The 21,841-nt window shown below is 58.9% G+C and carries 18 protein-coding genes and 1 pseudogene; 9 read left to right on the top strand and 10 right to left on the bottom strand.

Features of this window, described 5'->3' with window-relative positions; translation table 11 throughout:
• Positions 1 to 141: 141 nt before the first annotated feature.
• Both AB5Y98_RS08585 and AB5Y98_RS08580 read right to left on the bottom strand, forming a co-directional pair.
• Entirely contained in the window at positions 142 to 1,176 is a 1,035-nt protein-coding gene (locus AB5Y98_RS08585; protein ID WP_017766527.1) for an OmpA family protein, read from the bottom strand.
• Positions 1,177 to 1,485: 309 nt separating this feature from the next.
• Entirely contained in the window at positions 1,486 to 2,082 is a 597-nt protein-coding gene (locus AB5Y98_RS08580; RefSeq protein WP_201880463.1) for a hypothetical protein, read from the bottom strand.
• 259 nt (positions 2,083 to 2,341) lie between these two features.
• On the opposite strand from AB5Y98_RS08580, the gene AB5Y98_RS08575 reads away from it, so the two are divergent.
• Both AB5Y98_RS08575 and AB5Y98_RS08570 read left to right on the top strand, forming a co-directional pair.
• On the top strand, positions 2,342 to 2,608 hold the full coding sequence (locus AB5Y98_RS08575; protein WP_005298604.1) for a DNA-binding transcriptional regulator: 267 nt from the start codon (positions 2,342 to 2,344) through the stop codon (positions 2,606 to 2,608).
• Positions 2,609 to 2,812: 204 nt separating this feature from the next.
• A complete protein-coding gene (locus AB5Y98_RS08570) occupies positions 2,813 to 4,174 on the top strand; it encodes a sodium-dependent transporter (protein WP_368231742.1) in 1,362 nt (453 codons plus the stop codon).
• A gap of 73 nt (positions 4,175 to 4,247) precedes the next feature.
• Here the strand turns inward: AB5Y98_RS08570 and AB5Y98_RS08565 are convergent, their stop codons facing one another.
• Positions 4,248 to 5,114: a patatin-like phospholipase family protein gene (locus AB5Y98_RS08565; protein WP_005298608.1), complete on the bottom strand. Its 867-nt coding sequence runs from the start codon at positions 5,112 to 5,114 to the stop codon at positions 4,248 to 4,250.
• Between the two features lie 33 nt (positions 5,115 to 5,147).
• The gene (locus AB5Y98_RS08560) at positions 5,148 to 6,605 is read right to left on the bottom strand and encodes a diguanylate cyclase (RefSeq protein WP_368231755.1); all 1,458 of its coding nucleotides are present in this window, start codon (positions 6,603 to 6,605) and stop codon (positions 5,148 to 5,150) included.
• Between the two features lie 306 nt (positions 6,606 to 6,911).
• On the opposite strand from AB5Y98_RS08560, the gene AB5Y98_RS08555 reads away from it, so the two are divergent.
• The 4 genes from AB5Y98_RS08555 to AB5Y98_RS08540 all read left to right on the top strand — a co-directional run bounded on the left by AB5Y98_RS08555 (position 6,912) and on the right by AB5Y98_RS08540 (position 14,078).
• Entirely contained in the window at positions 6,912 to 7,961 is a 1,050-nt protein-coding gene (locus tag AB5Y98_RS08555) for an efflux RND transporter periplasmic adaptor subunit (protein WP_242526965.1), read from the top strand.
• Positions 7,961 to 11,080, top strand: a complete 3,120-nt coding sequence (locus tag AB5Y98_RS08550) for an efflux RND transporter permease subunit (protein ID WP_368231741.1) — start codon at positions 7,961 to 7,963, stop codon at positions 11,078 to 11,080. The genes AB5Y98_RS08555 and AB5Y98_RS08550 overlap by 1 nt, the downstream gene beginning before the upstream one ends.
• 83 nt (positions 11,081 to 11,163) lie before the next feature.
• Entirely contained in the window at positions 11,164 to 11,535 is a 372-nt protein-coding gene (locus tag AB5Y98_RS08545) for a hypothetical protein (protein WP_208201455.1), read from the top strand.
• 137 nt (positions 11,536 to 11,672) lie between these two features.
• Positions 11,673 to 14,078 carry a YgiQ family radical SAM protein gene (locus tag AB5Y98_RS08540; RefSeq protein WP_368231739.1) on the top strand — a complete coding sequence of 802 codons (2,406 nt, stop codon included), beginning with the start codon at positions 11,673 to 11,675 and terminating at the stop codon, positions 14,076 to 14,078.
• 96 nt (positions 14,079 to 14,174) lie between these two features.
• On the opposite strand, the gene AB5Y98_RS08535 is transcribed toward AB5Y98_RS08540, so the two are convergent.
• The 3 genes from AB5Y98_RS08535 to AB5Y98_RS08525 all read right to left on the bottom strand — a co-directional run bounded on the left by AB5Y98_RS08535 (position 14,175) and on the right by AB5Y98_RS08525 (position 18,207).
• The gene (locus AB5Y98_RS08535; RefSeq protein ID WP_368231737.1) at positions 14,175 to 15,146 is read right to left on the bottom strand and encodes a retron St85 family RNA-directed DNA polymerase; all 972 of its coding nucleotides are present in this window, start codon (positions 15,144 to 15,146) and stop codon (positions 14,175 to 14,177) included.
• 149 nt (positions 15,147 to 15,295) lie between these two features.
• Entirely contained in the window at positions 15,296 to 16,228 is a 933-nt protein-coding gene (locus AB5Y98_RS08530; RefSeq protein WP_368231735.1) for a retron St85 family effector protein, read from the bottom strand.
• Positions 16,229 to 16,707: 479 nt separating this feature from the next.
• Positions 16,708 to 18,207, bottom strand: coding sequence for a histidine-type phosphatase (locus AB5Y98_RS08525; protein ID WP_211051537.1), 1,500 nt, complete (start codon positions 18,205 to 18,207; stop codon positions 16,708 to 16,710).
• A gap of 221 nt (positions 18,208 to 18,428) precedes the next feature.
• Between AB5Y98_RS08525 and AB5Y98_RS08520 the strand changes: the two are divergent.
• Positions 18,429 to 18,657: pseudogene (locus AB5Y98_RS08520) on the top strand (hypothetical protein).
• Between the two features lies 1 nt (position 18,658).
• Here AB5Y98_RS08520 and AB5Y98_RS08515 read toward each other — a convergent pair.
• A complete protein-coding gene (locus AB5Y98_RS08515) occupies positions 18,659 to 19,699 on the bottom strand; it encodes a helix-turn-helix transcriptional regulator (protein WP_368231734.1) in 1,041 nt (346 codons plus the stop codon).
• A 191-nt stretch (positions 19,700 to 19,890) separates the two neighbouring features.
• Here AB5Y98_RS08515 and AB5Y98_RS08510 point away from each other — a divergent pair, with 191 nt between their 5' ends.
• Complete coding sequence (locus AB5Y98_RS08510; protein WP_201970535.1) at positions 19,891 to 20,232, top strand: DUF805 domain-containing protein; 342 nt, start codon at positions 19,891 to 19,893, stop codon at positions 20,230 to 20,232.
• Complete coding sequence (locus tag AB5Y98_RS08505) at positions 20,229 to 20,711, top strand: hypothetical protein (RefSeq protein ID WP_368231733.1); 483 nt, start codon at positions 20,229 to 20,231, stop codon at positions 20,709 to 20,711. Before AB5Y98_RS08510 ends, AB5Y98_RS08505 begins: the two co-directional genes overlap by 4 nt.
• Before the next feature lie 55 nt (positions 20,712 to 20,766).
• Here AB5Y98_RS08505 and AB5Y98_RS08500 read toward each other — a convergent pair whose 3' ends face one another.
• Both AB5Y98_RS08500 and AB5Y98_RS08495 read right to left on the bottom strand, forming a co-directional pair.
• Entirely contained in the window at positions 20,767 to 21,201 is a 435-nt protein-coding gene (locus AB5Y98_RS08500) for a hypothetical protein (RefSeq protein ID WP_319909664.1), read from the bottom strand.
• On the bottom strand, positions 21,198 to 21,731 hold the full coding sequence (locus AB5Y98_RS08495; RefSeq protein WP_368231731.1) for a DinB family protein: 534 nt from the start codon (positions 21,729 to 21,731) through the stop codon (positions 21,198 to 21,200). The genes AB5Y98_RS08500 and AB5Y98_RS08495 overlap by 4 nt, the downstream gene beginning before the upstream one ends.
• Between the last annotated feature and the right edge of the window lie 110 nt (positions 21,732 to 21,841).

The following is a 21,841-nucleotide window of genomic DNA, read 5'->3' as shown; positions in this document are numbered from 1 at the left end:
TGATTATGGAGAAGGAAGCCGGGGGAAACGATTTGACAGGAAGTGACGCTGGTTGCTGTGTTTTTTCTCAAAAACAGGCGGCGGGCAAACAAAAGGGGATGCCGTGGCATCCCCTTTTCGCATTATCTGAACTAAGTCAGATTACTTCTGAACTTCTTGTACGCCAGATACGCGAACTTCTACGCGACGGTCCGGAGCCAGGCAGGAGATCAGCTGAGCTTTGGCTTTCACGCCGTTGCACTTGGTGCCGGTAACCGGGTTGGCTTCGCCGCGGCCTTCGATGGCAACCTTGCTGGCAGCCATACCCTTGCTGACCAGGAAGTTGGCAACGGTGCGGGCACGGGCTTCAGACAGCTTCTGGTTGTAGGCGTCGGAACCGATACGGTCGGTGTAACCAACGACAACAGCGTTGCCATCTTTCGGCTGGAACTCAACGATCTGCTGGTACAGAGCGTTCAGGGCAGCAACGCCTTCCGGCTTCAGGCTGTCTTTGCCGAAGGCGAACAGCACGTCGGAGTTCAGGGCGAAGTTCTTCTCAACTACCTGCGGAGCCGGGGCCGGGGCTTCTTCAACAACCGGAGCCGGAGCCGGAGCTACGTAGGAAGTACGGAACGGGTGGTATACGGCTTCCAGGGTCGCAACGCTCTGGTTGGACTTGTAGCGTACGTCGTCCGGGGCGTCGCCTGCGTGCAGGTCGGCCACGTCCCACATGTAGCGGTAGCGAGCTTGCAGATCCAGCGCGTCGTTGACCTTGTAGGTCACGCCCAGGCCAGCCAGCGGGGATACTTTGGTGTCGCTGGTGCCCAGACCGTCGGTGTGAGCCCAGTAGGCGCCGCCTTCAGCGAAAGCAGAGAAGTCGCCGCCCAGCGGCAGACGAGCGATACCGGACAGGGTGGCACCCTGGTTCTCGTAACGCAGACCGTCGGTGTTGCCGCGGCCAGCGTACTGGTAGCCGAATTCGGTACCGAAGTTTTCGGTGAAGTTGTAACCGACGAAGGCGTTGGCAGCAGCAGCGTCTTCAGTACCAGCGTAACCGCCACCACCGATCTTGTTCAGACCGTTGAAGTGGGCAGCACCGGCACCGGCACCGAAGTAGATGTCGTCAGCGGCGTGAGCGGCAGTTGCACCCATGGCAGCCATGGCGATGGCGATCAGGGAAGGAGCCATTTTCATCATAAAAAAATCCTCGTTGAGATGGCACGTTGTTCACGTGCTTCGCACTTTTTAATTTATGTAAGCTGCAGGCTCTGCCGAACAACAGCGTTGAGTCTGGCAGGGATCCCGGTTCCTTCCGGGAGGCACGCATTCCTGGTGCACTAGCGAGCGGGGGACATTGCAAAAACAATGGTTCACCCCTTCACGAACAGCCGGTGTCATTCCGATGACGTGGCGCACTCTATGCCTAATTCAAAACATGATCAAGCTCACACATAATCCATATGGCAGATTGTGTCGTGTGGGTAACTGGCTGTTTATCCAGATTAATTAGTGATCCAAATAGGATCTGTGCAGTCTCTTTTCGAGTTTCATATAGGCCTGAACCCAGTCAGATTGCGCCATGGCGGGAGATTCCCTCGCCTGGAACACCGCCAGATAATCGGCCTCGGTTGCTTCGCACAGTAAGGGTGTAAAACTGACCAAAAAATGCCGGGCCAGGTAGGGATCCAGGGGCCAGATATTGAGGATGGCCCGGGCCACAGGCTGTACTGCAGCTGAACAGCAAAAGTGGCGGTGGCCCGCCTCGAGCCAGTCGGCCATCTCGGCAAGCGCGCTGGTGGGGACCAGACCGCCATCCCCTCTTGTGCTGGCCAGTGTCAGCTGCTGGCCATTGCCAAGCAACAGGGTTCCCGCTTCCTGCATGACACCATCGTGGCTGCGCAGGGAAAGTCCGGCAACGGGCTGGTCGAGAAACAGGCTGCTCTTGTCATCCAGCGCAGCCAAAACTGCTGCCGCCTGATCGTGCAGGGCGGCGGGCAACCAGAAGGCTTCGGCGCGTGTCTGCTGGCCCTGCTGCAATTGGCGACTGAGTTCTGCGGGGGAGGATACCGGGTGTAAACAGGAGATTATGCCGGGAAGTGCCATGGGTTCTTACTCTTAAGGGATAGCCCGCGGATTATACGAGTAATTCCTGTGGCAACAATAAAGGTTTCTTTTCGAGACTGTTTACCTGAGGCGGTTGAGCGATTACCATCCCCGATGTTTGCAAGGGTTGTCGTCGAAAGACGCTGATTAAAGATAGAGACTCGACCATAACGAGTCCGTTCAAAACTGATACACTTGACTACGAGTCGTCGCGAAAAATAAAGGTGGAGTCAATCCGCCGTACGGAGTATGGAACAATATGAATTCAAATATCGTAACTGTTGGTAAGAAGATCCGTCAGATCCGTGAAGCAGTCGGCCTGAGCCGTCCCAAGTTTGCTGATCTGCTGGGCGTTCCCCCGACCACCCTGAAGAACTATGAGCTGGGTTATCGTGAAGTTGGTGGCGCCTTCCTGGTGGCCCTGGCTCACCACCCGGAACTGCACAAGTTCACCCTCTGGCTGCTGGCTGACAAGAAAGTCGCCGAGATCGGCCAGATCGGCCCGGACGATATTGCCAAGGCTTGAGCTGATTGAGCCCTGACAAAAATGCCGCCCTCGAGGCGGCATTTTTTATCCATCAAATATCTAATTAATTTAATTAAATTTGGCTAATTGTGCTCTCACCAAGGCTTTTCACGAAAATACCTTGGCAAGCCGAATCAATCCTCAGAAAATTCCGACCGCTAAAATTAGCAGTACCCCTCGCATGATGCGCACAGTGAGACAAGCATGAGTCAAATCACCCCCAAGGCCAGAGATGGCTTTACCAGCAAATTCGGCGTTCTTGCCGCCACCCTGGGCTCAGCCGTCGGGCTGGGAAATATCTGGAAGTTTCCCTACCTGACGGGCGAAAACGGCGGCGCCGGTTTCCTGCTGGTCTATGTGATCGCGACGCTGCTGGTCGGCCTGCCGGTGATGATCTCGGAGATCATGCTGGGCCGCAAAGGCAAGTCCGACGCCGTTACCACCCTCGGCAAGCTGGCTCCCAAGGGGCAGCCCTGGTGGTTGATCGCGGTCATGGGCGTGCTGGCAGCCTTCCTTATCATGTCCTTCTACTCCGAAGTGGCGGCCTGGGTCTTTGCCTACATCTTCAAGGCCGTTGACGGCTCCATCCTGTCGACCGATCCCAAGGTGACCGGGGCGGCCTTCGGGGCGCTGATAAGCGACCCGCTGCAGAGCCTGCTCTGGCAGTGGCTGGTGCTTATCCTGATGGGCGGCATCCTGCTGATGGGGGTCTCCAAGGGGATCGAGGCGGTCACCAAGAAGCTGATGCCGGTGCTCTTCATCCTGCTGCTGGTCATTGGCATCCGCAGCCTGACCCTGCCCGGTGCCAGCCAGGGGCTGCACTTTCTGTTCTCGCCGGATTTCTCCAAGATCACCGCCGGGGTGGTGCTGACCGCCATGGGGCTCGCCTTCTTCAAACTCTCCATCGGCATGGGCTGCATGATGACCTATGGCAGCTACTTTCGGGATGATCAGAATATCCCGCTGACCACCTTCCGGGTGATGTGCGCCGATCTGTTTGTCTCCATGCTGGCCGGCATCGCCATCTTCCCGGCGGTATTCGCCTTCGGCTTTGAGCCCACTGCCGGCCCCTCCCTGCTCTTCATCACCATACCGGCGGTGTTTGCCAGCATTCCGTTTGGCCACCTGTTCATGGTGCTGTTCTTCGTGCTCTCCGCCATCGCCGCCACCGGTGCCATGCTCTCCATCCTGGAAGTGCCGGTCTCGGTGGTTTCCGAGCGATTCCACATGAGCCGCCCCAAGGCGACCCTGCTCAACCTGCTGGTGCTGGGGGCGGTGGGGTCGACCTGCGCGCTCTCCAACAGCTCGCTGGCGGACGTTCATATCGCCGGCAAGACCTTCTTCGACCTGTTCGATTTCGTCTCCTCCAACGTATTGATGCCCCTTGGTGGCATCTTCCTCTGCCTGTTCGTGGGCTGGGTGTGGGGTTTCGAGCGGATGAAGGAGGCGCTGACCAACGGTGGCGAGCTGGAGCTGGCCATCCTCAAGCCGCTCTTCTTCATCATCCGTTACGTGTCGCCGCTGTTGATCCTGATCGTGATGCTCAAGGGGTTGGGGCTGTTCTAGACCAGCCGTTTCCACAGTAAAAGAGCGCCGCAAGGCGCTCTTTTTGTTGGTGATGCGGATCCGGTGAACCGCGCTAGATGAGGCCGAGGCGAGACAACTCTTCCTTGAGCTGATCGGCGTTGCGCTCGACGCAGGCTTCGCCTTCGTTGATGGCATCGCTGGCGCGGTGGAAATCCATGATGGAGAAGCTGCCAAGGCGCGGGCAGAGCTGGATCTCGGGCGGGTCGCCGGCCATCCGGGCGCGGGTGATACGCTCCTGCATGATGTTGATGGAGCCGGTCATCACGCTCCACATGCCGGGTGTGTTGGGGCTGTCGCCCCGGTTGAACCACTGGCTGAAGCGGTTGCCGCCACTCGGCTCGTCCGGCTCGTCGGTCCAGGGTTGGTGCATGTCGGCGTTGAGGTTGACCGCGATCACCACCTCGGCCCCCATGGCGCGAGCCAGCGAGATGGGCACCGGGTTGACCACGGCGCCGTCCACCAGCCAGCGATCGTCGACCCGGGTCGGGGTCAGGATGCCGGGCATGCCGCAGGAGGCGCGCACGCACTGGCGCAGCGGCCCCTGCTGAAGCCAGATCTCGCGGCCGGTGTCGAGCTCGGTGGCGACGCAGGCGAAGGGGAGCGGCAGGCTCTCGATGGCGGGATCCCCTAAGTGGTTGGCGGCGATGCCGAACACCTTTTCGCCGCGAAACAGGCCGCCGGAGAGGGCCGGATCGAGCAGGCTGACCACCTGCAAGCGGCTGAAGCCGCGCACCCAGCTCTCCAGCTTGTCCAGTTCACCGGCGGCATAGGCGGCGCCGACAAAGCTGCCGATGGAGCAGCCGGCCACCAGATCCGGTTTGACACCGAGCCGCTCCAGCGCCCGTATGATGCCGATGTGTGCCCATCCACGGGCTGCGCCGCTGCCAAGAGCCAGTCCCACACGGGGTTTTCGTGCCACTTTGTCTCTCCGAACATGAGTGAGGGGATCAGCTTACCCGCAGTTGCCGGCGCCGTCATCCTGCCAAGGTTCACTGCGGTTGCGCCCGTTGGCCTTGGCCTGGTAGAGCGCCACGTCGGCCCGCCGAATGACCTCCTGCAGCGGCGTCTCGGCGCTGCTGTGGTGATAGCCGAGGCTGATGGTGACAGCCAGCGCTGGCGCCAGCGCCTGCCAGGGGTGACTGGCGATGTGCTGGCGCAACCGCTCGGCCAGCTGGTCGAGTGGTTCGCCCCCTTTGGCCGCCAGCAGCAGAAACTCCTCGCCGCCCCAGCGGATCAGGGCATCTTCCCGCCGCAGGTGCTGCTGGCACAGGCGCACCAGCTGGATCAGTACCTGGTCGCCCACCTCGTGGCCAAAGCGGTCGTTGACCTGCTTGAAGTGATCGCAGTCGAACATGATCACCCCGACGCTGCCCCCGCGCTGTTGATGGCGGCGCTCGAACTCGTCGAAGTAGTGGCGGTTGAAGGCGCCGGTCAGGGCATCGTGACTGGAGAGGTAATCCAGCTGCCGGTTCAGACGGCGAGACTTGAGGTTGGCGAGCACGGCCCAGGCCATGAAGAAGAGGGCGATCAGGGTTGGTGCGGACTGACTGAGCAGGGCCCACAGCAGGGAAGGCAAAGGGACGCGATGGAGCAGGGTGAGCCCGGTGTCAGGAATGGCGTACTGGAACTGAAACGCCCCCTGGAGCCAGCGATAGCCATCCCACGCCTCTACCGGCTTGGGGGCCCGGCTATGCTCCCGCGCGCTGCTGGCCAGAATATGGTGATCTTGATTGACCAGAAACAGGGTTCCAATTCGTGGTGCGTGTTCCCTCATCATCTCATCGAGCCGTGAGAGTAAAATATCCATGCTGATGACTCCCACCAGCATCTGCTCCCGCACTATGGGCTTGGACAGCGTGATCATCATTCCCTTACCTGCAGTATCTGCGTAGGGACGCGATATGATGACGCGCTGGCTGGGGTTTTGCTTTTGCAGGGCATCCAGCCAGTAGGATTGTTGATAGAGTTTTCGTTGAAAATGAAAGCGGCTTGAGGGCACCCACGGATAGACATAGATAAAATCATCTGCCCCGGTGAAATAAACCCAGGTGACCTTGTCTTTCAGCAACTTGGTGGCGGTGGACAATAAAGGCGAGAGGCTTAATGCCAGGTGGATCCTGGCTTCGCGCTCGCTGCCCGGGTCAGGCAATGGTCCTAGCCCGGTCAGATTGCCAACGAGCCCGACGGGCAGGTCGGGGGGGATCTGATCCAGTGAGAATCTTCGCGTCGGGTCTACGTGAAGGACCTTATAAAGCTGGCGGGTCAGCGTCGACTGCGGATTGCTGCGCAGCCGTTCCTCTGCCTGGCCTCGCATGGCTTCGAGGAAGGCTGTCATCTGCTTAAACTGAGACTGCAAGTGAGTCGCACTATGGAGAGAATCTTGTTTGTTGAATTCGACGAGCTGTTCCAGCGTCTGATGGAGGGTGAGGGCGAGCAACAGCATGACGACAATACCAGGCAGCCAATGCTGTCGGTGTAGAGCATTGTGAAAGCGTGTTATTGGCATATTGACGGTCGTACCTGATTTTCACTGATTCAATTGTCAGTCTAGGTAGTAACCATGGAGAACATCTCTTCTGGATGCTATTTCGGTGATCTCACCCCACTCTTGTTACGTTTTGTCACATTTATACATAGTCACGGCATAGTCAGGGGGTAACATGGTGACCATCATTGATGAAGTGCCCTCTTTTCTCTTAATTTCATGGATTGCTTGATGAAAATGCGTACTTGGCTGGTGCTTGCCTGCCTCTCTCTGCTGATTTCCGCCGGCTGGTATTACCGCCACTTTGCCCCTGCCGGCAAACCCCAGCCACGTCAGGTCAACATCCGGGCGCAGACGGTCAGCCAGAGCTTGGCCGAACCCTCCATCAAGCTGGTGAGCAAGCTGGCCGCCAACCGTTCCGTGGTGATAAGCCCCGAGGTGACCGGCCGCATCGTCAAGATAGCGGTGCGCTCCGGCCAGCAGGTCAAGCAGGGGGACGTATTGATCGCCCTCGACGCCGGCAAGCAGCAGGCGGAGCTGGCCGAGCAGAGCGCCAGCGTGCGCGACGAGAGCCGCAAGCTGCGGGACATGCGTAGGCTGGTGGCGCGCGGCGCCATCACCACCTCCGAGCTGGAAGGGCAGGAGGCCACGGTCGCCCAGGCTCAGGCCCGCGCCGATGCCGCCAAGTACGAGCTCTCCCTGCGCACCCTGCTGGCGCCGTTCGACGGCTCGGTCAGCCTCATCGATCTGAGCGAAGGGGCCCTGGTCAACAGCGGCGATACCCTGCTCCACCTGGACGAACTGGCCAAGCTGCGGCTCGATCTGGCGGTGCCTGAGCGCTACCTCTCGCTGCTGCGCCCCGGCATGGCGGTGACGGCGACCAGTTCGGCCTGGCCGGACCAATCTTTCCGCGGTGTGCTGGAGACCCTGGACAGCCGCGTTTCCAACGATACCCAGAACATCAAGGCGCGGGTGATCATTCCCAATCCTGACGGTCAGCTGCGCCCCGGCATGCTGCTCAATGTCGAACTCTCCCTGCCACCACAGAAGATGACCCTGATCCCGGCCCAGTCGGTGGAGTATGCCGGCGAGCAGCGCTTCGTCTATCGTCTCGAACCCAACGGCAAGGTCAAGCGGGTGCCGGTGGTGCTGGGGGATACCCATGGCGAAGAGGTGTGGGTGACCGAAGGGCTCAAGGTGGGCGATCGCATCGTGGTCGAGGGGCTGGTCAACCTGCGTGACGGCGTCAGCGTGCACGATCTGGCGGAGGTCAAAGGCTGATGTGGCTCTCCGATATTTCCGTGCGCCGCCCGCTGGTGGCGGTGGTGCTGAGCGCGCTGCTCACCGTGTTCGGTCTGGTTGCGTTTTCCAAGCTGACGGTGCGGGAGATGCCGGACGTGCAGACCCCGTCCGTCTCCATCACCACCATGTACGAGGGGGCCGCCCCCGCCGTCATGGAGAGCCAGGTCACCAAGCCCATCGAGGATCAGCTCTCCGGCATCAGCGGCATCAAGAACATCAACTCGGTGACCCGCAAGGGACGCTCTGTCATCACGGTGGAGTTCAAGCTCGGCTGGAACATGGTGGAGGGGATCTCCGATGTGCGCGACGCCATCTCCCGCGCCCGTCCCAAGCTGCCGGACGAAGTGGATGAACCCCTGGTCACCAAGGACAACGGCAACGGCGACGTGGCGGTCTGGCTCAACTTCAGCAGCACCCAGATGGACCGCACCGCCATGACCGATTATGCCAACCGGGTATTGGTGGATCCCCTGAGTTTGGTGGACGGGGTGAGCGAGGTGTCCCTCTCCGGCGATCTGACCCAGGTGATGTACGTGCGGCTGCGCCCGGCCGACATGGCGGCGCGCGGCGTCACGGTGGCGGACGTGCAGGATGCCCTCAAGCGCGAGAACATCGAGCTGCCGGGGGGGGAGATCCGCAACAACAGTATGACCATGGCGGTACAGATTGCCCGGCTCTATCACACCGCCGCCGATTTCCAGGCGCTGCAGGTGCGCACCGCCGCCAACGGCCAGAGCATCTATCTGGCTGACATCGCCGATGTGGAGGTGGGTGCCAAGAACGAAGACAGCGCCTACCAGCGCAACGGCCGCGAGAGCTTGGGGATAGGCATCGTAGCCCAGTCCACCGCCAACCCGCTGGCGGTGGCGCAGGGGGTCGAGAAGAAGATGGCCGAGATGCAGCGATTCCTGCCGGAGGGGGCAACGCTGGAGGTCGACTACGACTCCACCATCTTCATCAAGCAGGCCATCGACGAGGTGTACGAGACCCTGGCCATCTGCGCCGTGCTGGTAGTGGCCGTGCTCTACCTGTTCCTGGGGCAGGGGCGTACCACCCTCATTCCGGCCATCACGGTGCCGGTCTCCCTCATCTCCGCCTTTATCGGCGCCTGGTATCTGGGCTTTTCCATCAACCTCATCACCTTGCTCGCCCTTATTCTTGCCATCGGTCTAGTAGTGGATGATGCCATCGTGGTGGTGGAGAACATTCACCACCATCTGCAGCGCGGCGAACCGCCCCTGCTGGCGGCCTGGCACGGCACCCGCGAGGTGGGCTTTGCGGTGATCGCCACCACCGCCGTGCTGGTGATGGTGTTCGTGCCCATCGCTTTCATGGATGGCATGGTGGGTCGGCTCTTTACCGAATTCGCCATCCTGCTGTCGCTGGCGGTGCTCTTCTCGTCGCTGATCGCGCTCACCCTGACCCCGGCCATGGGCTCCTGGCTGATGCGCTCGGTGGATCGGCCCAACCGGCTGACGGCGGCGCTCGATCGTGGCCTCGGCTGGGTGGAGACCCACTACCGCCGGCTGCTCGGCTGGGTGCTGCACCACTCGCGCTGGACCCCGCTGGTGCTGGTGCTCTGCCTGGGCGGCATCGGTGCCCTGTTTGCCCAGTTGCCCACCAGCCTGACCCCGACCGAGGATCGGGGCGTGCTCTACGTGTTCGTCAAGGGGGCCGAGGGCACCAGCATCGAGCGGATGAAGCGCAACATGCAGCAGGTGGAGGCGGCCATCATGCCGCTGCTTGGCAAGGGGGTGGTGCAGGCCATGAGCTTCAGCACCCCGGCCTTCGGCCGCGGCGGCGATCAGACCGGCATGGCCATCATCCAGCTCACCGACTGGGCCGAGCGGGATGAAACCGCCACCGAGTTCGCCAAGTCCCTGAGCGGGCGGCTGGCCGGCATTCCGGATGTGATGATCCGCACCTTCCAGCCGGGCTTTCGCGGTGGCTCCACCGCGGCGGTGCAGTTCGTGCTGCAGGGCTCCGATTACGCCGAGCTCTATCAGCAAGGGCTGGCCCTGAAAGAGGCGGCAGCCCAGAGCGGTCTGATGGAGACGCCGGATCTCGACTATGCCGAGAAGACCCCGGAGCTGCAGGTGACCATAGAGCGGGATCGGGCCAACCAGCTCGGCATCCCGGTCTCCACCGTCGCGAGCTCCCTGCAGGCCCTGCTCGGCGGCATCAGCCAGACAACCTATGTAGACAGAGGGGAGGAGTATGACGTCTATCTGCGCGCCAACCAGCGCGACTTCAACGGCGTCTCCGACTTGAGCCGCATCTACCTCAAGGCGGCCAACGGCGAGATGGTGACCCTCTCGACCCTGGCCACCGTCAAGCAGGTGGCGAGCCCGCAGCGCCTCAACCACTACCAGCGCCAGAAGGCGGTGACCCTGACTGCAGATCTGGCGCCGGGCCACACCCTGGGCGAGGCGCTGGATTACCTGGACGGCTGGGCCAATGCCAACCTGCCAAACGGCATGACGGTGGATTATGCCGGCGAGTCCAAGGACTATCGCGACAACCAGGGCGAGATGGTGATGGTGTTCGCTCTGGCCCTGCTGGTGGTCTATCTGGTGCTGGTGGCCCAGTTCGAGAGCATGCTGACCCCGGCGGTGGTGATGGTGACGGTGCCGCTCGGCATCTTCGGTGGCCTGCTCGGCCTCTGGCTGACGGGGCAGGAGATGAGCATCTACAGCCAGATCGGCATGATCATGCTGATCGGCATGGTGACCAAGAACGGCATCCTGATCGTCGAGTTCATCAACCAGCTGCGCCAGCGCGGCGAGGGGTTTGACGAGGCGATCGTCGCAGGCTCGGTGCGCCGCTTGCGCCCGATCCTGATGACCTCGCTCACCGCCATCATAGGGGCCGTGCCGCTGATGCTCTCCATGGGGGCCGGCTACGAGAGCCGGATGTCGGTGGGGACAGTGGTCTTCTTCGGTCTCTCTCTGGCGACCCTGGTGACCCTGCTGCTGGTGCCCGCCATCTACCATCTGCTGGCCAGACGGGCCGGCATGACCGGCGCGCGGGATCAACAGGTGGACGAGGCGCTGGCCGCCAGCGAGGCCACCTCGCAGCAGGACAAACCGGCCGCCTGATGCGGCCCCCCATATAGGGGCAGAGGCTGGCAAGCAAATGGCTGCGGGTTAATATGTAGCCAGTTTGATACTCGAGGTGAGTCATGTTGCCATCAGCCATTTATGAGCCGCTGCCCTTTGCCTACATGGGCTGCGGTTTGCTTTTGTTGGGGATTGCCGATCAGCCGGGGCTGTTGCTGGCCGGGTTGGCACTCTATCTGGCCGGTTCGCTGGCCTGGTTTCGGCGCGGCGCCTATCGCCGCCCAGACAAGCACCGGCTGATGCGAAAGCAGGGCTGGCCGCTGTGGCTCTACGAGAGCCGGCCGTTCGCGTTGATCCTGCTGGGCCTGCTGATGCTGCGCCTGGCCACCCACCCGGTGTTCCTGGCGCCCGCCCTGGTCTGGTGCCTGCTGGGTGGCTATCAGCTGCTGCAGCGTCACTACAACCGTATCGTGCTGGCCCGCGCCCTGGCCTGAGCCGAACATTGACCTGCACTTTTGAGGCGAGCCCCGCTGGCTCGCCTTTTCCGCATCTATCGTAGGGGCAAAAAGCCGTCGCCCCCGCCTTGCTCTGCCGGTATAATGCGCGACCCGAATTGTTCCAGGTGGTCAAAATGCAGCCGGTTACCAACCTCTTCTCCTATCCCCGTTACTGGGCCGAGTGCTACGGCACGGCGCCCTTCCTGCCCATGTCCCGTGCGGAGATGGACAAGCTCGGCTGGGACAGCTGCGACATCGTGCTGGTGACAGGCGACGCCTACGTGGATCACCCGAGCTTCGGCATGGCGGTGATCGGCCGCATGCTCGAATCCCAAGGCTTTCGGGTCGGCATCATCGCCCAGCCGGACTGGTCATCGAAAGATGACTTTATGCGCCTGGGCAAGCCCAACCTCTTCTACGGTGTGACCGCGGGCAACATGGACTCCATGATCAACCGCTATACCGCCGACAAGAAGCTGCGCCACGACGACGCCTACACCCCGGGGGATGTGGGCGGCAAGCGGCCGGACCGCGCCACCCTGGTCTATACCCAGCGCTGCAAAGAGGCTTATAAAGAGGTGCCGGTGGTCATCGGTGGCATCGAGGCGTCGCTGCGCCGCATCGCCCACTACGACTACTGGTCCGAGACCATCCGCCGCTCGATCCTCATCGACGCCAAGGCCGACATCCTCATCTACGGCAACGCAGAGCGGCCGCTGATCGAGGTGGCGCACCGCATCGCAGGCGGCGAGACCATCGACACCATGCAGGACATTCGCGGCACCGCTGTGATCCGCAAGGAGCCGCTGCCGGGCTGGCGCGGGGTGGATTCGAGCAAGCTCGATCAGATTGGCCGCATCGACCCCATTCCCAACCCCTATATGGAAGGGGCCCCCTGCGCGGACGACGAAGGCACCGCGCCGGTGGCGCAGGAGGCCAAGCCCATTCTGGTGCAGCCGCCCAAGCAAAAACCCTGGGAGCTGACCTACGTCAAGCTGCCGGCGTTCGAGCGGGTGAAGGAAGACAAGGTGCTCTACGCCCATGCGTCGCGCATCCTGCACCACGAGACCAACCCGGGCTGCGCCCGCGCGCTCTCCCAGGCCCACGGCGATCGCATCATCTGGGTCAACCCGCCCGCCTTCCCGCTCGAAACCGACGAGATGGACGGGGTGTTCGGCCTGCCTTACCAGCGGGTGCCGCATCCGGCCTATGGCAACGAGAAGATCCCGGCCTACGACATGATCAAGACCTCGGTCAACATCATGCGCGGCTGCTTCGGCGGCTGCTCCTTCTGCTCCATCACCGAGCACGAGGGGCGCATCATCCAGAGCCGCTCGGAAGAGTCGATCTTGAAAGAAATCGAAGAGATCCGCGACAAGGTGCCGGGCTTTACCGGCGTCATCTCGGATTTGGGCGGCCCCACCGCCAACATGTACAAATTGCGCTGCAAGAGCTCCAAGGCCGAGCAGACTTGTCGGCGCGCCTCCTGCGTCTGGCCGACCATCTGCCCGCACATGGACACCGACCACAGCCCGACCATCAACCTCTATCGCAAGGCGCGCGACCTCAAGGGCATCAAGAAGATCCTGATCGCCTCCGGCGTGCGCTACGACATCGCGGTGGAAGATCCGCGCTACATCAAGGAGTTGGCCAAGTACCACGTCGGCGGCTACCTCAAGATCGCGCCGGAACACACCGAGGAGGGCCCGCTCTCCAAGATGATGAAGCCGGGCATGGGCAGCTACTACAGCTTCAAGGAGCTGTTCGACAAGTATTCCAAAGAGGCGGGCAAGCAGCAGTACCTGATCCCCTACTTCATCTCCGCCCACCCGGGCACCACGGATGAAGACATGGTGAACATGGCGCTCTGGATCAAGTCCAACCGCTTCAAGCTCGATCAGGTGCAGAACTTCTACCCGTCGCCGCTGGCCAACGCCACCACCATGTATTACACCGAGAAAAACCCGCTCAACAAGGTGAGCCGCCAGGGCGGGGACGTGTTCGTGGTGAAAGGGGAGCGTCGCCGTCGCCTGCACAAGGCGCTGCTGCGCTACCACGATCCGGCCGGCTGGCCGATGATCCGCGAAGCCCTGCTGGAGATGGGCAAGGGCCACCTGATCGGTAACGGTCCCGACTGCCTGGTGCCGCCGGAAGGCCGTGGCGAAGCCAAGGCAGAACGCAGCCGCAGCAAGGGCCTCAAGCCCGCGTTGACCCGCCACAGTGCCATCACCCATCAGCGCAGTAACGGGGCGGGCAACAAGGGCGCTCGCAGCGAGGCCGGTGCAGCCAATGCCCCGGCAGCCAGCAGAAATGGCGGCAAGGCGGGCAATGGCAAACCGGTGGGCTCCGAGCTCAAGTTGGGTAAAGGGAACGGCAAACCCGCCGGACAAGGCGCAGGCCAGAATGCTGGTAAGGGCAAACCGACCGGCAAACCCGCCCATAAGGGCAAGGCGTCGACCCGGGCAGGCTCTGCCAAGCCCACCGCTCAGGGCAGCAAGCCTGCGGCCAAAGGAAATGGTGCCAAGCGACCGGCACGGTGAGTTTGCTGATTGGAAAGCGATAGAAAATAAAAAGGCGACCGTATGGTCGCCTTTTTATTTTTTTAGAGTGATGAAATGCGGTATCAGCATTATCAGTTAACGTGATATAACAATTTCCTTATTCAAGGAACTTGCCGCAGGAGATTGTGGAAATTTCTTTTTAAGAGATGAAATATAAGCATGTAATCTTGTATACATTTTTTTATCAACGGAGTACACGAATGATAGTAAACCGTTTACTCTTCGGTAATTATCACTCTTACCTGTAAATAAATAATGAATTTCTGCTCTTATTTCCCTATATTTTAAACTTCCAATTCCAACATTATTATCTGACAAAACAAGACCAGTGATTTTTTTCTGTTTTTTCACTCCAGACAATGTTGTCTTAGGCTTGTTAATCTTGAAACCTTCATCAGATATTATTGTTCCTAAAAAGGATTTGGCTTTTTGAATTTTTAATGCGCTATTTGATGATAATGTAATATCATCTGCATATCTTGTATAGGTTATGCCTTTCGGCCCAGCATAGCCTTGTATTCTAGAGTCTAATTTTGAGCAAACTAAATTGGCTAATTTAGGTGATGTCGGGGCACCTTGAGGTAATCCACCTTTGAAAACACATAAATTAGTTAGGAGTACACACATTTCTTTGTTATATCCAACAGAAGAAAATACTCCATAAACCTTATTTGCTGAAACGCTTGGGAAAAAATCTTGCAAATCAACAGAAAGAACATATTGAGAACCAATATGTGGCTTCGCATTATCTAATATCGACATTCCAGACTCAAATCCTTTTGAGTATGAGGAGCAGCTCAATTCATCTAGTATATTTCGCAATATCCAAGCTTGAACAGCTTTCAGATCTCGAGATGGCTGTGCAATTAGACGGTAAGAACCATTTGTCTTTGGCACTTTATAAGTCTTATATAAAAACTCTGAAGATCTTGATAGGTGACGGATTTTGCTAGGGGATAAACGTGAGAAAGAAGCGAAATCCTCTAAAGATTTCATTGCCGGCAGACCAAGATTTCTTAGTCTATATATGCTCTGGGTTGTCATCATGTTGGCGAAACACCCTTACGTCTTAAGTATCAAGTTTAACTGTGCAGATCAAGAAACGGATGTTTCTGGCTCTGCACAGTTAAATGCAGCAATAGCTCAGATTGTGTGCAGGACAGCGAAACGCTATCCAATGAACCAAGGTTCACTCGCTAAGGGTGCCCGCCGGTGAACATCCTATCACGACTAACTTTGGCTTTCCTACGATTTTCTGCATTTAGAAGCTCTATCCTAACTTTATCTAGATATATTCTATCGAATGTCTGCCTAACATGCTGAGCACCTAGAGTGGTGACTATATAACCGTAGTCAGTTTTTGATATAAAACGATTAAATGATAGACGGGCTAAAGCCGATCTCGTCGCAATTTCACATAGCGTCTTATCATGATTAGTAGCAAACTCCATTAATTTGTATAACATCAAAGAGTTAACGCTATCAATTAAATAAATACACGGAAGGATAAAGTTTTCTGCTTCTAAAATGTTGGCGACATCTTTTTTTACATGCCTGTTTCTTTTTATTACGGTAATGTGATCATTAACTTTTCTATATATTTTGTTTGCCTCTATGGGATCTGATAAATGATCGTAGTTAATATGTAGGACTTTGCCTGTTTCAGAGTTTTTTATCAGCCTATAAGGACCATAATTTATAAAGCTTTTATCTGATTTATATTTTTTGTTAGATAATACAATGATTTTATTAGCAAGATTCTTATTGTTCGAAAATGCTCCAATTTCTGCGAATGAACCAGGGCTTTCAGGGAAAATAACTATACTGTCAACGCTGTCAGCGAGAATATTCTCAAGTTCTAAAAGGCTGAATTTTCCTTGTCCAGCGAGTAAATCATCAAATATATCTTCTGGATATAGTAGTTCATATCTCGGATACTTAGAGAATATCAATGCCATTTTTGATCTTGCAGTGGCTTTGTTTTTTATATCAGCGCCGCACAAAAAAACAGTGACTTTTTTTTGGTTGACAGGAACAAAAATATGCTTTTTGATAACTTCAGAGATAATTTTAAGTTCCGTGTCAGATAGAGACTTATCAACTTTATAATGCTTGGTTTTAGCTGTCATTGACATATCCATATCATGGGATGTATTTCATGTTAATTGCTTATAATTCTAAAATTAATTTAGAAATTAATAAACGCTAAAAACTTATAAATCACTGTTTAGGGTCGGGTAATGAAAACCTCGGGGAGTGATATCTGTGGTATCAAAGACGCCCCATCTCTTTGTGCAAGGCGTAATGCAAGAATTCCACGCTACCGCCCGTGGATTACAGCTTCCAATATGCTCCCTTGACCCGCGCTGGCAGTAACCTATCGCAACTCAACAGGTTCTGGATGGCTATGGTAAGCCAAACGAAACTGCCGAGGCGAGCCTTAAATTGATTCAACTATCAGAAATTAATCGTTTTTTGCGTTTGATCAGCAAATGGAACTGGAAGGCGGCTTTATTGCCATATCCCGCTTTGGCAAGCAGGGAAGGGGAGTGGATCGGGGCGACCTGCTGGTCGCCCCTGGTGATTGCCATATCCGGCGTGCGAGGGGTTAGCCGTTATAGCCGTAGCAGCGTTTGAGCTCCTCGAAGTCGTAGTAGTGGCTGCCGCTCTGGTAGGGCTGGCAGCCGGTTTTAAAGGCGATCTCCTTTTCGTTGTAGAGCATCTTGACCAGCACCTGCCGTTGCCCGTTCTGGTAGATATCCCACTGAATATTGGCGGTATAGGGGGAGACCCAGCCGCCGCGCCACTCGTTGTTCTGCTGGCTGAACAGTTGATCCGCGCTGGCCCCCTGACGGCTCCCCTCCAGCTTCATCAGGGCGGCGAGGGGGATAATGGCTTCGGCGTGGGCAAAGCGCAGGGTGGCCCGTCGGCTCTGCTCACCCTCCACCACCTGACGCTGCACCTCGCCAAACAGGCCGTCGAGCAGCGGCTGGGCAATGGTGTAGGGGGCGCTCTGGTTGGCAAAGCTCGGCCCCTTCTCGTAGAAATCTTCCGCATCGGAGAGGTAGGAGAACCAGGCAGACTCCTGTGGGGTCAGGAACTGTTCCAGCGCCCAGGGTTCGCTGCCCTGTGCCTGCGCTTCGCGGATCATGCCGGGGCCGATGATAAAGAGGTTGTAGAGCATCAGGGCCGCATCCACTTCGTCGCGCACATAGGTCATGCCGCCATCTTCCGGGTTGACGGCGACAAACTCGACGCCGCCCGCCAGATAGTCGACAAAGCCCTTGCTGTAGATACGCTCCAGCATGCTGCGAGCCATCTCTTTGGTCTTGCTCAGGTTTTTAAGCTGATCCAGCGCCCTGGCCAGCTCGGGGGCCGGGGCGATTGCGGCATCTTCGTCGCCGATAAAGCGCTGGTAGCTCTCATAGGCGGGCAGGTAGCGGGCGTAATCCCCCTCGGGCGTGGTCTTGTGGAAGTAAAGCTCGAACTTGTTGACCAGCTTTTTGTCGATCTTCGAGGGGTCATCCTGCGTGAGGTAGCACTGCGCCGAGTCGCTGACATAGTTCACGTCGCGCTTGAGGCTCTCCATAAAGTAGAAGGCGCTTTCGTTGGCCCTGTCCTTGCCCGAGGTGACCACCTTGATGCAGTGGGGCTCGCTGCTGTTGAGCAGGGTCGGCAGCCGCGCCGCCAGCCGGGTGGCGAGATTGGCGTGCTCCTCTTTGCCCAGCGCCGAGAGCAGGCCATAGCCCAGCTTCTGGTTGGCGGCCGTCACCAGGTCGACCTTGCCTCCCAGCCCCTGCCCGAGAGTGGTGAGCGCCCCCTGACGCTGCGCCTCTTCCCATACCAGCTTGGTCAGCACGTCATATTTCGGGCTGGAGAGGGAGCGCGAGCCATGGCGCGCCACCATCTCGGTAAAGACCGGGCTGAACCCCTGGGGCGCTGGCTCGTAGCTCTCCGCCTGCTGCTGCGGGCTGTAGACCGCTTTGGTGCTGTATTGATAGGCGGTTTTGCCCTGGCTGTCGGCAGACGATTCGTTCTCTGACTGGCAGCCGCCAAGCAAGACCAGCGAGACGGCCAACGCCACATAAGAAGAGCGCGGAAAAGTCATGATGTTCCTTATCTATCCATATGAAAAATAAGTGAAAAACTCTATGGCTTGAAAATGACCGCGGGATGTCAGCCAGATGACAGGCTGATGACTTCTGATAAAGCAGTAAGCAAGGGGACAGACGTGGCGAGCATGCCCATCAGGGAGCGCTTCTGTTATCTTGGCCTGCCCGATAGATGGGCTTGGAGCCCGTTCATGACGTGTTTGGCAGGAGCAATCAGATGGCAATAAAAACGCGATCCCGCAGGGAGAAGGTGGGCGGCGGCCTTGGGCTGCTGCTCGGGATTATCGGCTTCAACCTGCTGGTGCCCTTCCTGTTTGAAAAGCAGGCGGGCTTTGATGGCAACCAGCTGCTCTGGGCCGCCGTGACGGCGCTGGTCTGCGCCGAGCTGGGGGGCCAGAGTGGGCAAGTGGCTGGATCGCCGGGAGCAAACGAGAGCCGGCGACTGACTCAGGAGGCGGCCGACAGGTCGCGCCTTGCCCTGAACTGGCTGGGAGTCAGGCCGGTGATGCGCTGAAATTCGCGATTGAAATTGGATTTGGTCTGAAAACCGGCGTTCATCAAGATCTGGGTAATGCTCTCATCCGTGTTCAGCAGAGCCTGCCTGGCATGGGCAATCCGATATTCGTTGATGACCCTGGGGATGCTCTGCTGGCGCACCAGATTGACGGCACTGGAGATCTGCTTGGCGGGAATGCCCAGTTTGCGTGAGAGACGGGCCAGGGTCAGCTCAGGATCCAGATAGCAGGCTTTCTCCTTCATCAGGTTATCGAGCAGAGCCACGATCTCCCGGGCGCGCTCTTCGCTCAGCAGCGGCGCTTTTTCTGCAGGCTCGGGTTCGGAGGCTGGCATCTCCTCCTCTTCTACGTCAGGGGTATTGACCCCTACCATCACCACGGCCGCCGCCAGCATGGGCACCAGCATCAGGTGACCCAGCGACAGGATATAGGGCGCCAGCTGGCCTTGATTGAAGGCGAAGTCGAGGGAGACGGCGGCGTCGATGGCCGCCGAAAACAGCAGCATCCAGCCTGCGATATGTTCCGCCCGCCTGACCCCCTCCCACTCATTGAACGAGACATAGAGCAGCAACTGTGTCTTATCGGAAAAGCGCACCAACGCGATGCCGTAGCAGAGATAGATAGCCGTTAGCAGGCCATCCAGCGGCAGTGGCAACCAGTTGTGGGTCAGCATGCCGAAGGCAACCAGTGCGGGGCCGACGCCGTGCAGCCAGGAGATGCGGGCCCCTGGCGCCTTGGCCCGGCTGAAGATATGCCAGGCGGCCACCGGAATAAGCGAGGCAAGGATCGGCTGCGCGAGAGTGAGCAGCGCCAGATCGAAGGTCCAGCGCAGCCCTACCACACCGGTGGTGATGGCGCACAGCAGCAAAAAGAGGGCGGTCGTTCTGGCAGATCGCCCGAGGCGCGCCAGCAGCACGGCGGCCAGCAGTGCCAGCAGCAAGGAGACGATAAAGGGTATGGGTATGGCCAGCATCATGTATCCCGTGTGCAAAGAGTGGCCGTTGACCGGCGGCGGCATGCCAGCATAACGGCTTGGGTCAGGCGAATGAAGCCCATGATGGCGCAGGCGCGGTTCGAGGACGACCTGAAACCGGTTTGAGGACGCCCGGGGGCGCTTTGCTCCCCATGATAAGGGCTCTCAATCACCATAAAAGGCAGGTATCCATGTTCTCTTTCTATTGGCTGGCGTGGCAACGCGCCCTGGATTTTTCGGGTCGCGCCACCCGGGCCGAATGTTGGTGGTTCATGTTGGGCCATCTGCTGGTCACCCTGATCTGCATCTGGCTGGACGTGCTGCTTGCCAGCCTGGGCTGGCTGGATCTGAGCTACGGCCTGGTGAGCAGTGTGCCCCTGATTGCGCTTATCGTGCGTCGCTTGCATGACACCGGCCGCTCCGGTTGGTGGGGCTGGGTCTTTCTGGTGCCGGCCGTGGGGCCCTTGCTGCTCATTTATTTGTTGGCGCAGCAAAGCGGGGCAACCCATGTTGGCAAGGAGGCATCGGCATGAGACACGCACTCTGGTTGTTTATGCTGTGCTGCTCGCTGACGGTGGCTGCCGTCAACAATCCCCACGATTTTCCCAAGGGGGCGCTGGGCCTGCTGCAGGTCGACAGCCTGACCCGTGGCGAGCTGCTGTGGCTGCAGGGGCGGGTGGGGGAGGGAACCTATACCACCACGGATGCCGAGGGGCGCCACTGCGCCATCCGGGTGCCGGTGGCGGTCGGCAAGGTGGCGAGCAGCGGCCTTGGCATCGACTCTGCTGCGGGGCTTGCCATCATCGTCATGACGCCGCGGCTCGATGCGGCGCTCAGCAAAGGTGAGCGGGTGAACAGCCGCGACTTCATCTTCTCCCGCGAGGCCGCAGACCCGGCGGCCGACGGCTATATCGTCAGCGGGATCGCGGCAGACGAAGGGTTTGTGCTGAACTCGCGGCGGCGCTGGATAGCCTGGCTGCTGGAAGACAAACCGGCGCTGCGCTGTCAGTAAGGTCTCCCTCGTCGGGAGGATGCGCCGGCCAGGGAAGTTCCACTGGCCGGTGCACTTACTGCCACACCTCCTGCCCCTTGCCATTGAGCAGGGTGTGAAAGAGATAGTGATCGTCCCGATCGTAATAGACGGTAATGGTGTGCTGCTCGGTGTAGTCCGCCGCCACGCTGGCCACCGTCATGGGCACCAGGATCAGCTCCCCCAGCCCCATTGTCACGGCGCTCGCCGTGGCCTGGCCATTGCCGTCACCGCGCTTGTGGATCTTGCCGAGCACGGTAAAGCGATCGCAGCCCTGCACCTTATCCTCGGTCAGAAAGGTGGCCTGCTGGCAGAGCTGGGGCTCGCCCAGTTCTGCGCGAATGGTCGTGCGGGTCTCCCCCGCTGTCAGGGTATTGCGAAAGCGCCCCGAGTAGTGATCGAGGGCGGCGGCGCAGCCGCTTAGCAGCCAAATCAGCAGCAGCGGTGTGAGCCGCAGACAGGCGGGTTTCATGGACGAGCCTCGTTATCCGCTAGGGCTGCATCGCCCCGCCGTTCAGGTTCGCTGCGATGCAAGAAGGTGGTCAGGGTATCGCGTGGCGGCGTGATGCCGCACTGCACCAGGATCCGCCCAATCGCCCCCCTGTGATAGCCGCCGTGGGTTACCAGGTGCAGCAGCATCTCGGCGCGGCTCATCTGCCCCTGGTCGCCATCCACGAAGTTGAACGAGAGCACGGCCTCGCCATCTGCCTCGCTCAGGTCGGCAACGTAATCCAGATACCAGGCATCCAGCTTGCTGATGGCGCTGCGCAGCATCGCCAGGGTCGGCGTCTCGGGGGTATTGGTGGCGGTAAAGCCGTGCCGTTCCCCCAGCAGGTTGGCTTTGAAGATGGTATCGACCACATGGATATGGTTGAAGATGCGCAGGGCCGTGTGGTGAGCCTCGCCATATTGCGCGGCATCCAGGGTAGCGAGGGTCGCCAGCAGTTCGTCATCGGCCCAGCGCTTGTAATGAAAAAGGGATTGCAGCGTCTCGTTGTTCATCGGTTCCTTGCCCTCATTTGCTCCTTGAAAGGTGGGCATGGTAGCCAAGAAGAGACCGATATGAAACCTGTTCTGCGGCGGTATCGATAGCAGGCTGGTTGCTGCAAGAA

The sequence above is a fragment of the Aeromonas sp. s3 genome, assembly GCF_040907805.1.
Lineage (GTDB): Bacteria > Pseudomonadota > Gammaproteobacteria > Enterobacterales > Aeromonadaceae > Aeromonas > Aeromonas dhakensis.
Note: the sequence above shows the minus strand (reverse complement) of the source record. Positions and strands in the feature narration are given on the sequence as shown.

What these genes read in the sequence shown, in the direction of transcription:
- AB5Y98_RS08545 (WP_208201455.1), top strand. Translation starts at nt 11,164, where the DNA reads ATGTTGCCATCAGCCATTTATGAGCCGCTGCCCTTTGCCTACATGGGC.
- AB5Y98_RS08585 (WP_017766527.1), bottom strand. Translation starts at nt 1,176, where the DNA reads ATGATGAAAATGGCTCCTTCCCTGATCGCCATCGCCATGGCTGCCATG.
- AB5Y98_RS08495 (WP_368231731.1), bottom strand. Translation starts at nt 21,731, where the DNA reads ATGAACAACGAGACGCTGCAATCCCTTTTTCATTACAAGCGCTGGGCC.
- AB5Y98_RS08535 (WP_368231737.1), bottom strand. Translation starts at nt 15,146, where the DNA reads ATGATGACAACCCAGAGCATATATAGACTAAGAAATCTTGGTCTGCCG.
- AB5Y98_RS08525 (WP_211051537.1), bottom strand. Translation starts at nt 18,207, where the DNA reads ATGACTTTTCCGCGCTCTTCTTATGTGGCGTTGGCCGTCTCGCTGGTC.
- AB5Y98_RS08570 (WP_368231742.1), top strand. Translation starts at nt 2,813, where the DNA reads ATGAGTCAAATCACCCCCAAGGCCAGAGATGGCTTTACCAGCAAATTC.
- AB5Y98_RS08580 (WP_201880463.1), bottom strand. Translation starts at nt 2,082, where the DNA reads ATGGCACTTCCCGGCATAATCTCCTGTTTACACCCGGTATCCTCCCCC.
- AB5Y98_RS08575 (WP_005298604.1), top strand. Translation starts at nt 2,342, where the DNA reads ATGAATTCAAATATCGTAACTGTTGGTAAGAAGATCCGTCAGATCCGT.
- AB5Y98_RS08550 (WP_368231741.1), top strand. Translation starts at nt 7,961, where the DNA reads ATGTGGCTCTCCGATATTTCCGTGCGCCGCCCGCTGGTGGCGGTGGTG.
- AB5Y98_RS08510 (WP_201970535.1), top strand. Translation starts at nt 19,891, where the DNA reads ATGTTCTCTTTCTATTGGCTGGCGTGGCAACGCGCCCTGGATTTTTCG.
- AB5Y98_RS08515 (WP_368231734.1), bottom strand. Translation starts at nt 19,699, where the DNA reads ATGCTGGCCATACCCATACCCTTTATCGTCTCCTTGCTGCTGGCACTG.
- AB5Y98_RS08500 (WP_319909664.1), bottom strand. Translation starts at nt 21,201, where the DNA reads ATGAAACCCGCCTGTCTGCGGCTCACACCGCTGCTGCTGATTTGGCTG.
- AB5Y98_RS08555 (WP_242526965.1), top strand. Translation starts at nt 6,912, where the DNA reads ATGAAAATGCGTACTTGGCTGGTGCTTGCCTGCCTCTCTCTGCTGATT.
- AB5Y98_RS08505 (WP_368231733.1), top strand. Translation starts at nt 20,229, where the DNA reads ATGAGACACGCACTCTGGTTGTTTATGCTGTGCTGCTCGCTGACGGTG.
- AB5Y98_RS08530 (WP_368231735.1), bottom strand. Translation starts at nt 16,228, where the DNA reads ATGACAGCTAAAACCAAGCATTATAAAGTTGATAAGTCTCTATCTGAC.
- AB5Y98_RS08540 (WP_368231739.1), top strand. Translation starts at nt 11,673, where the DNA reads ATGCAGCCGGTTACCAACCTCTTCTCCTATCCCCGTTACTGGGCCGAG.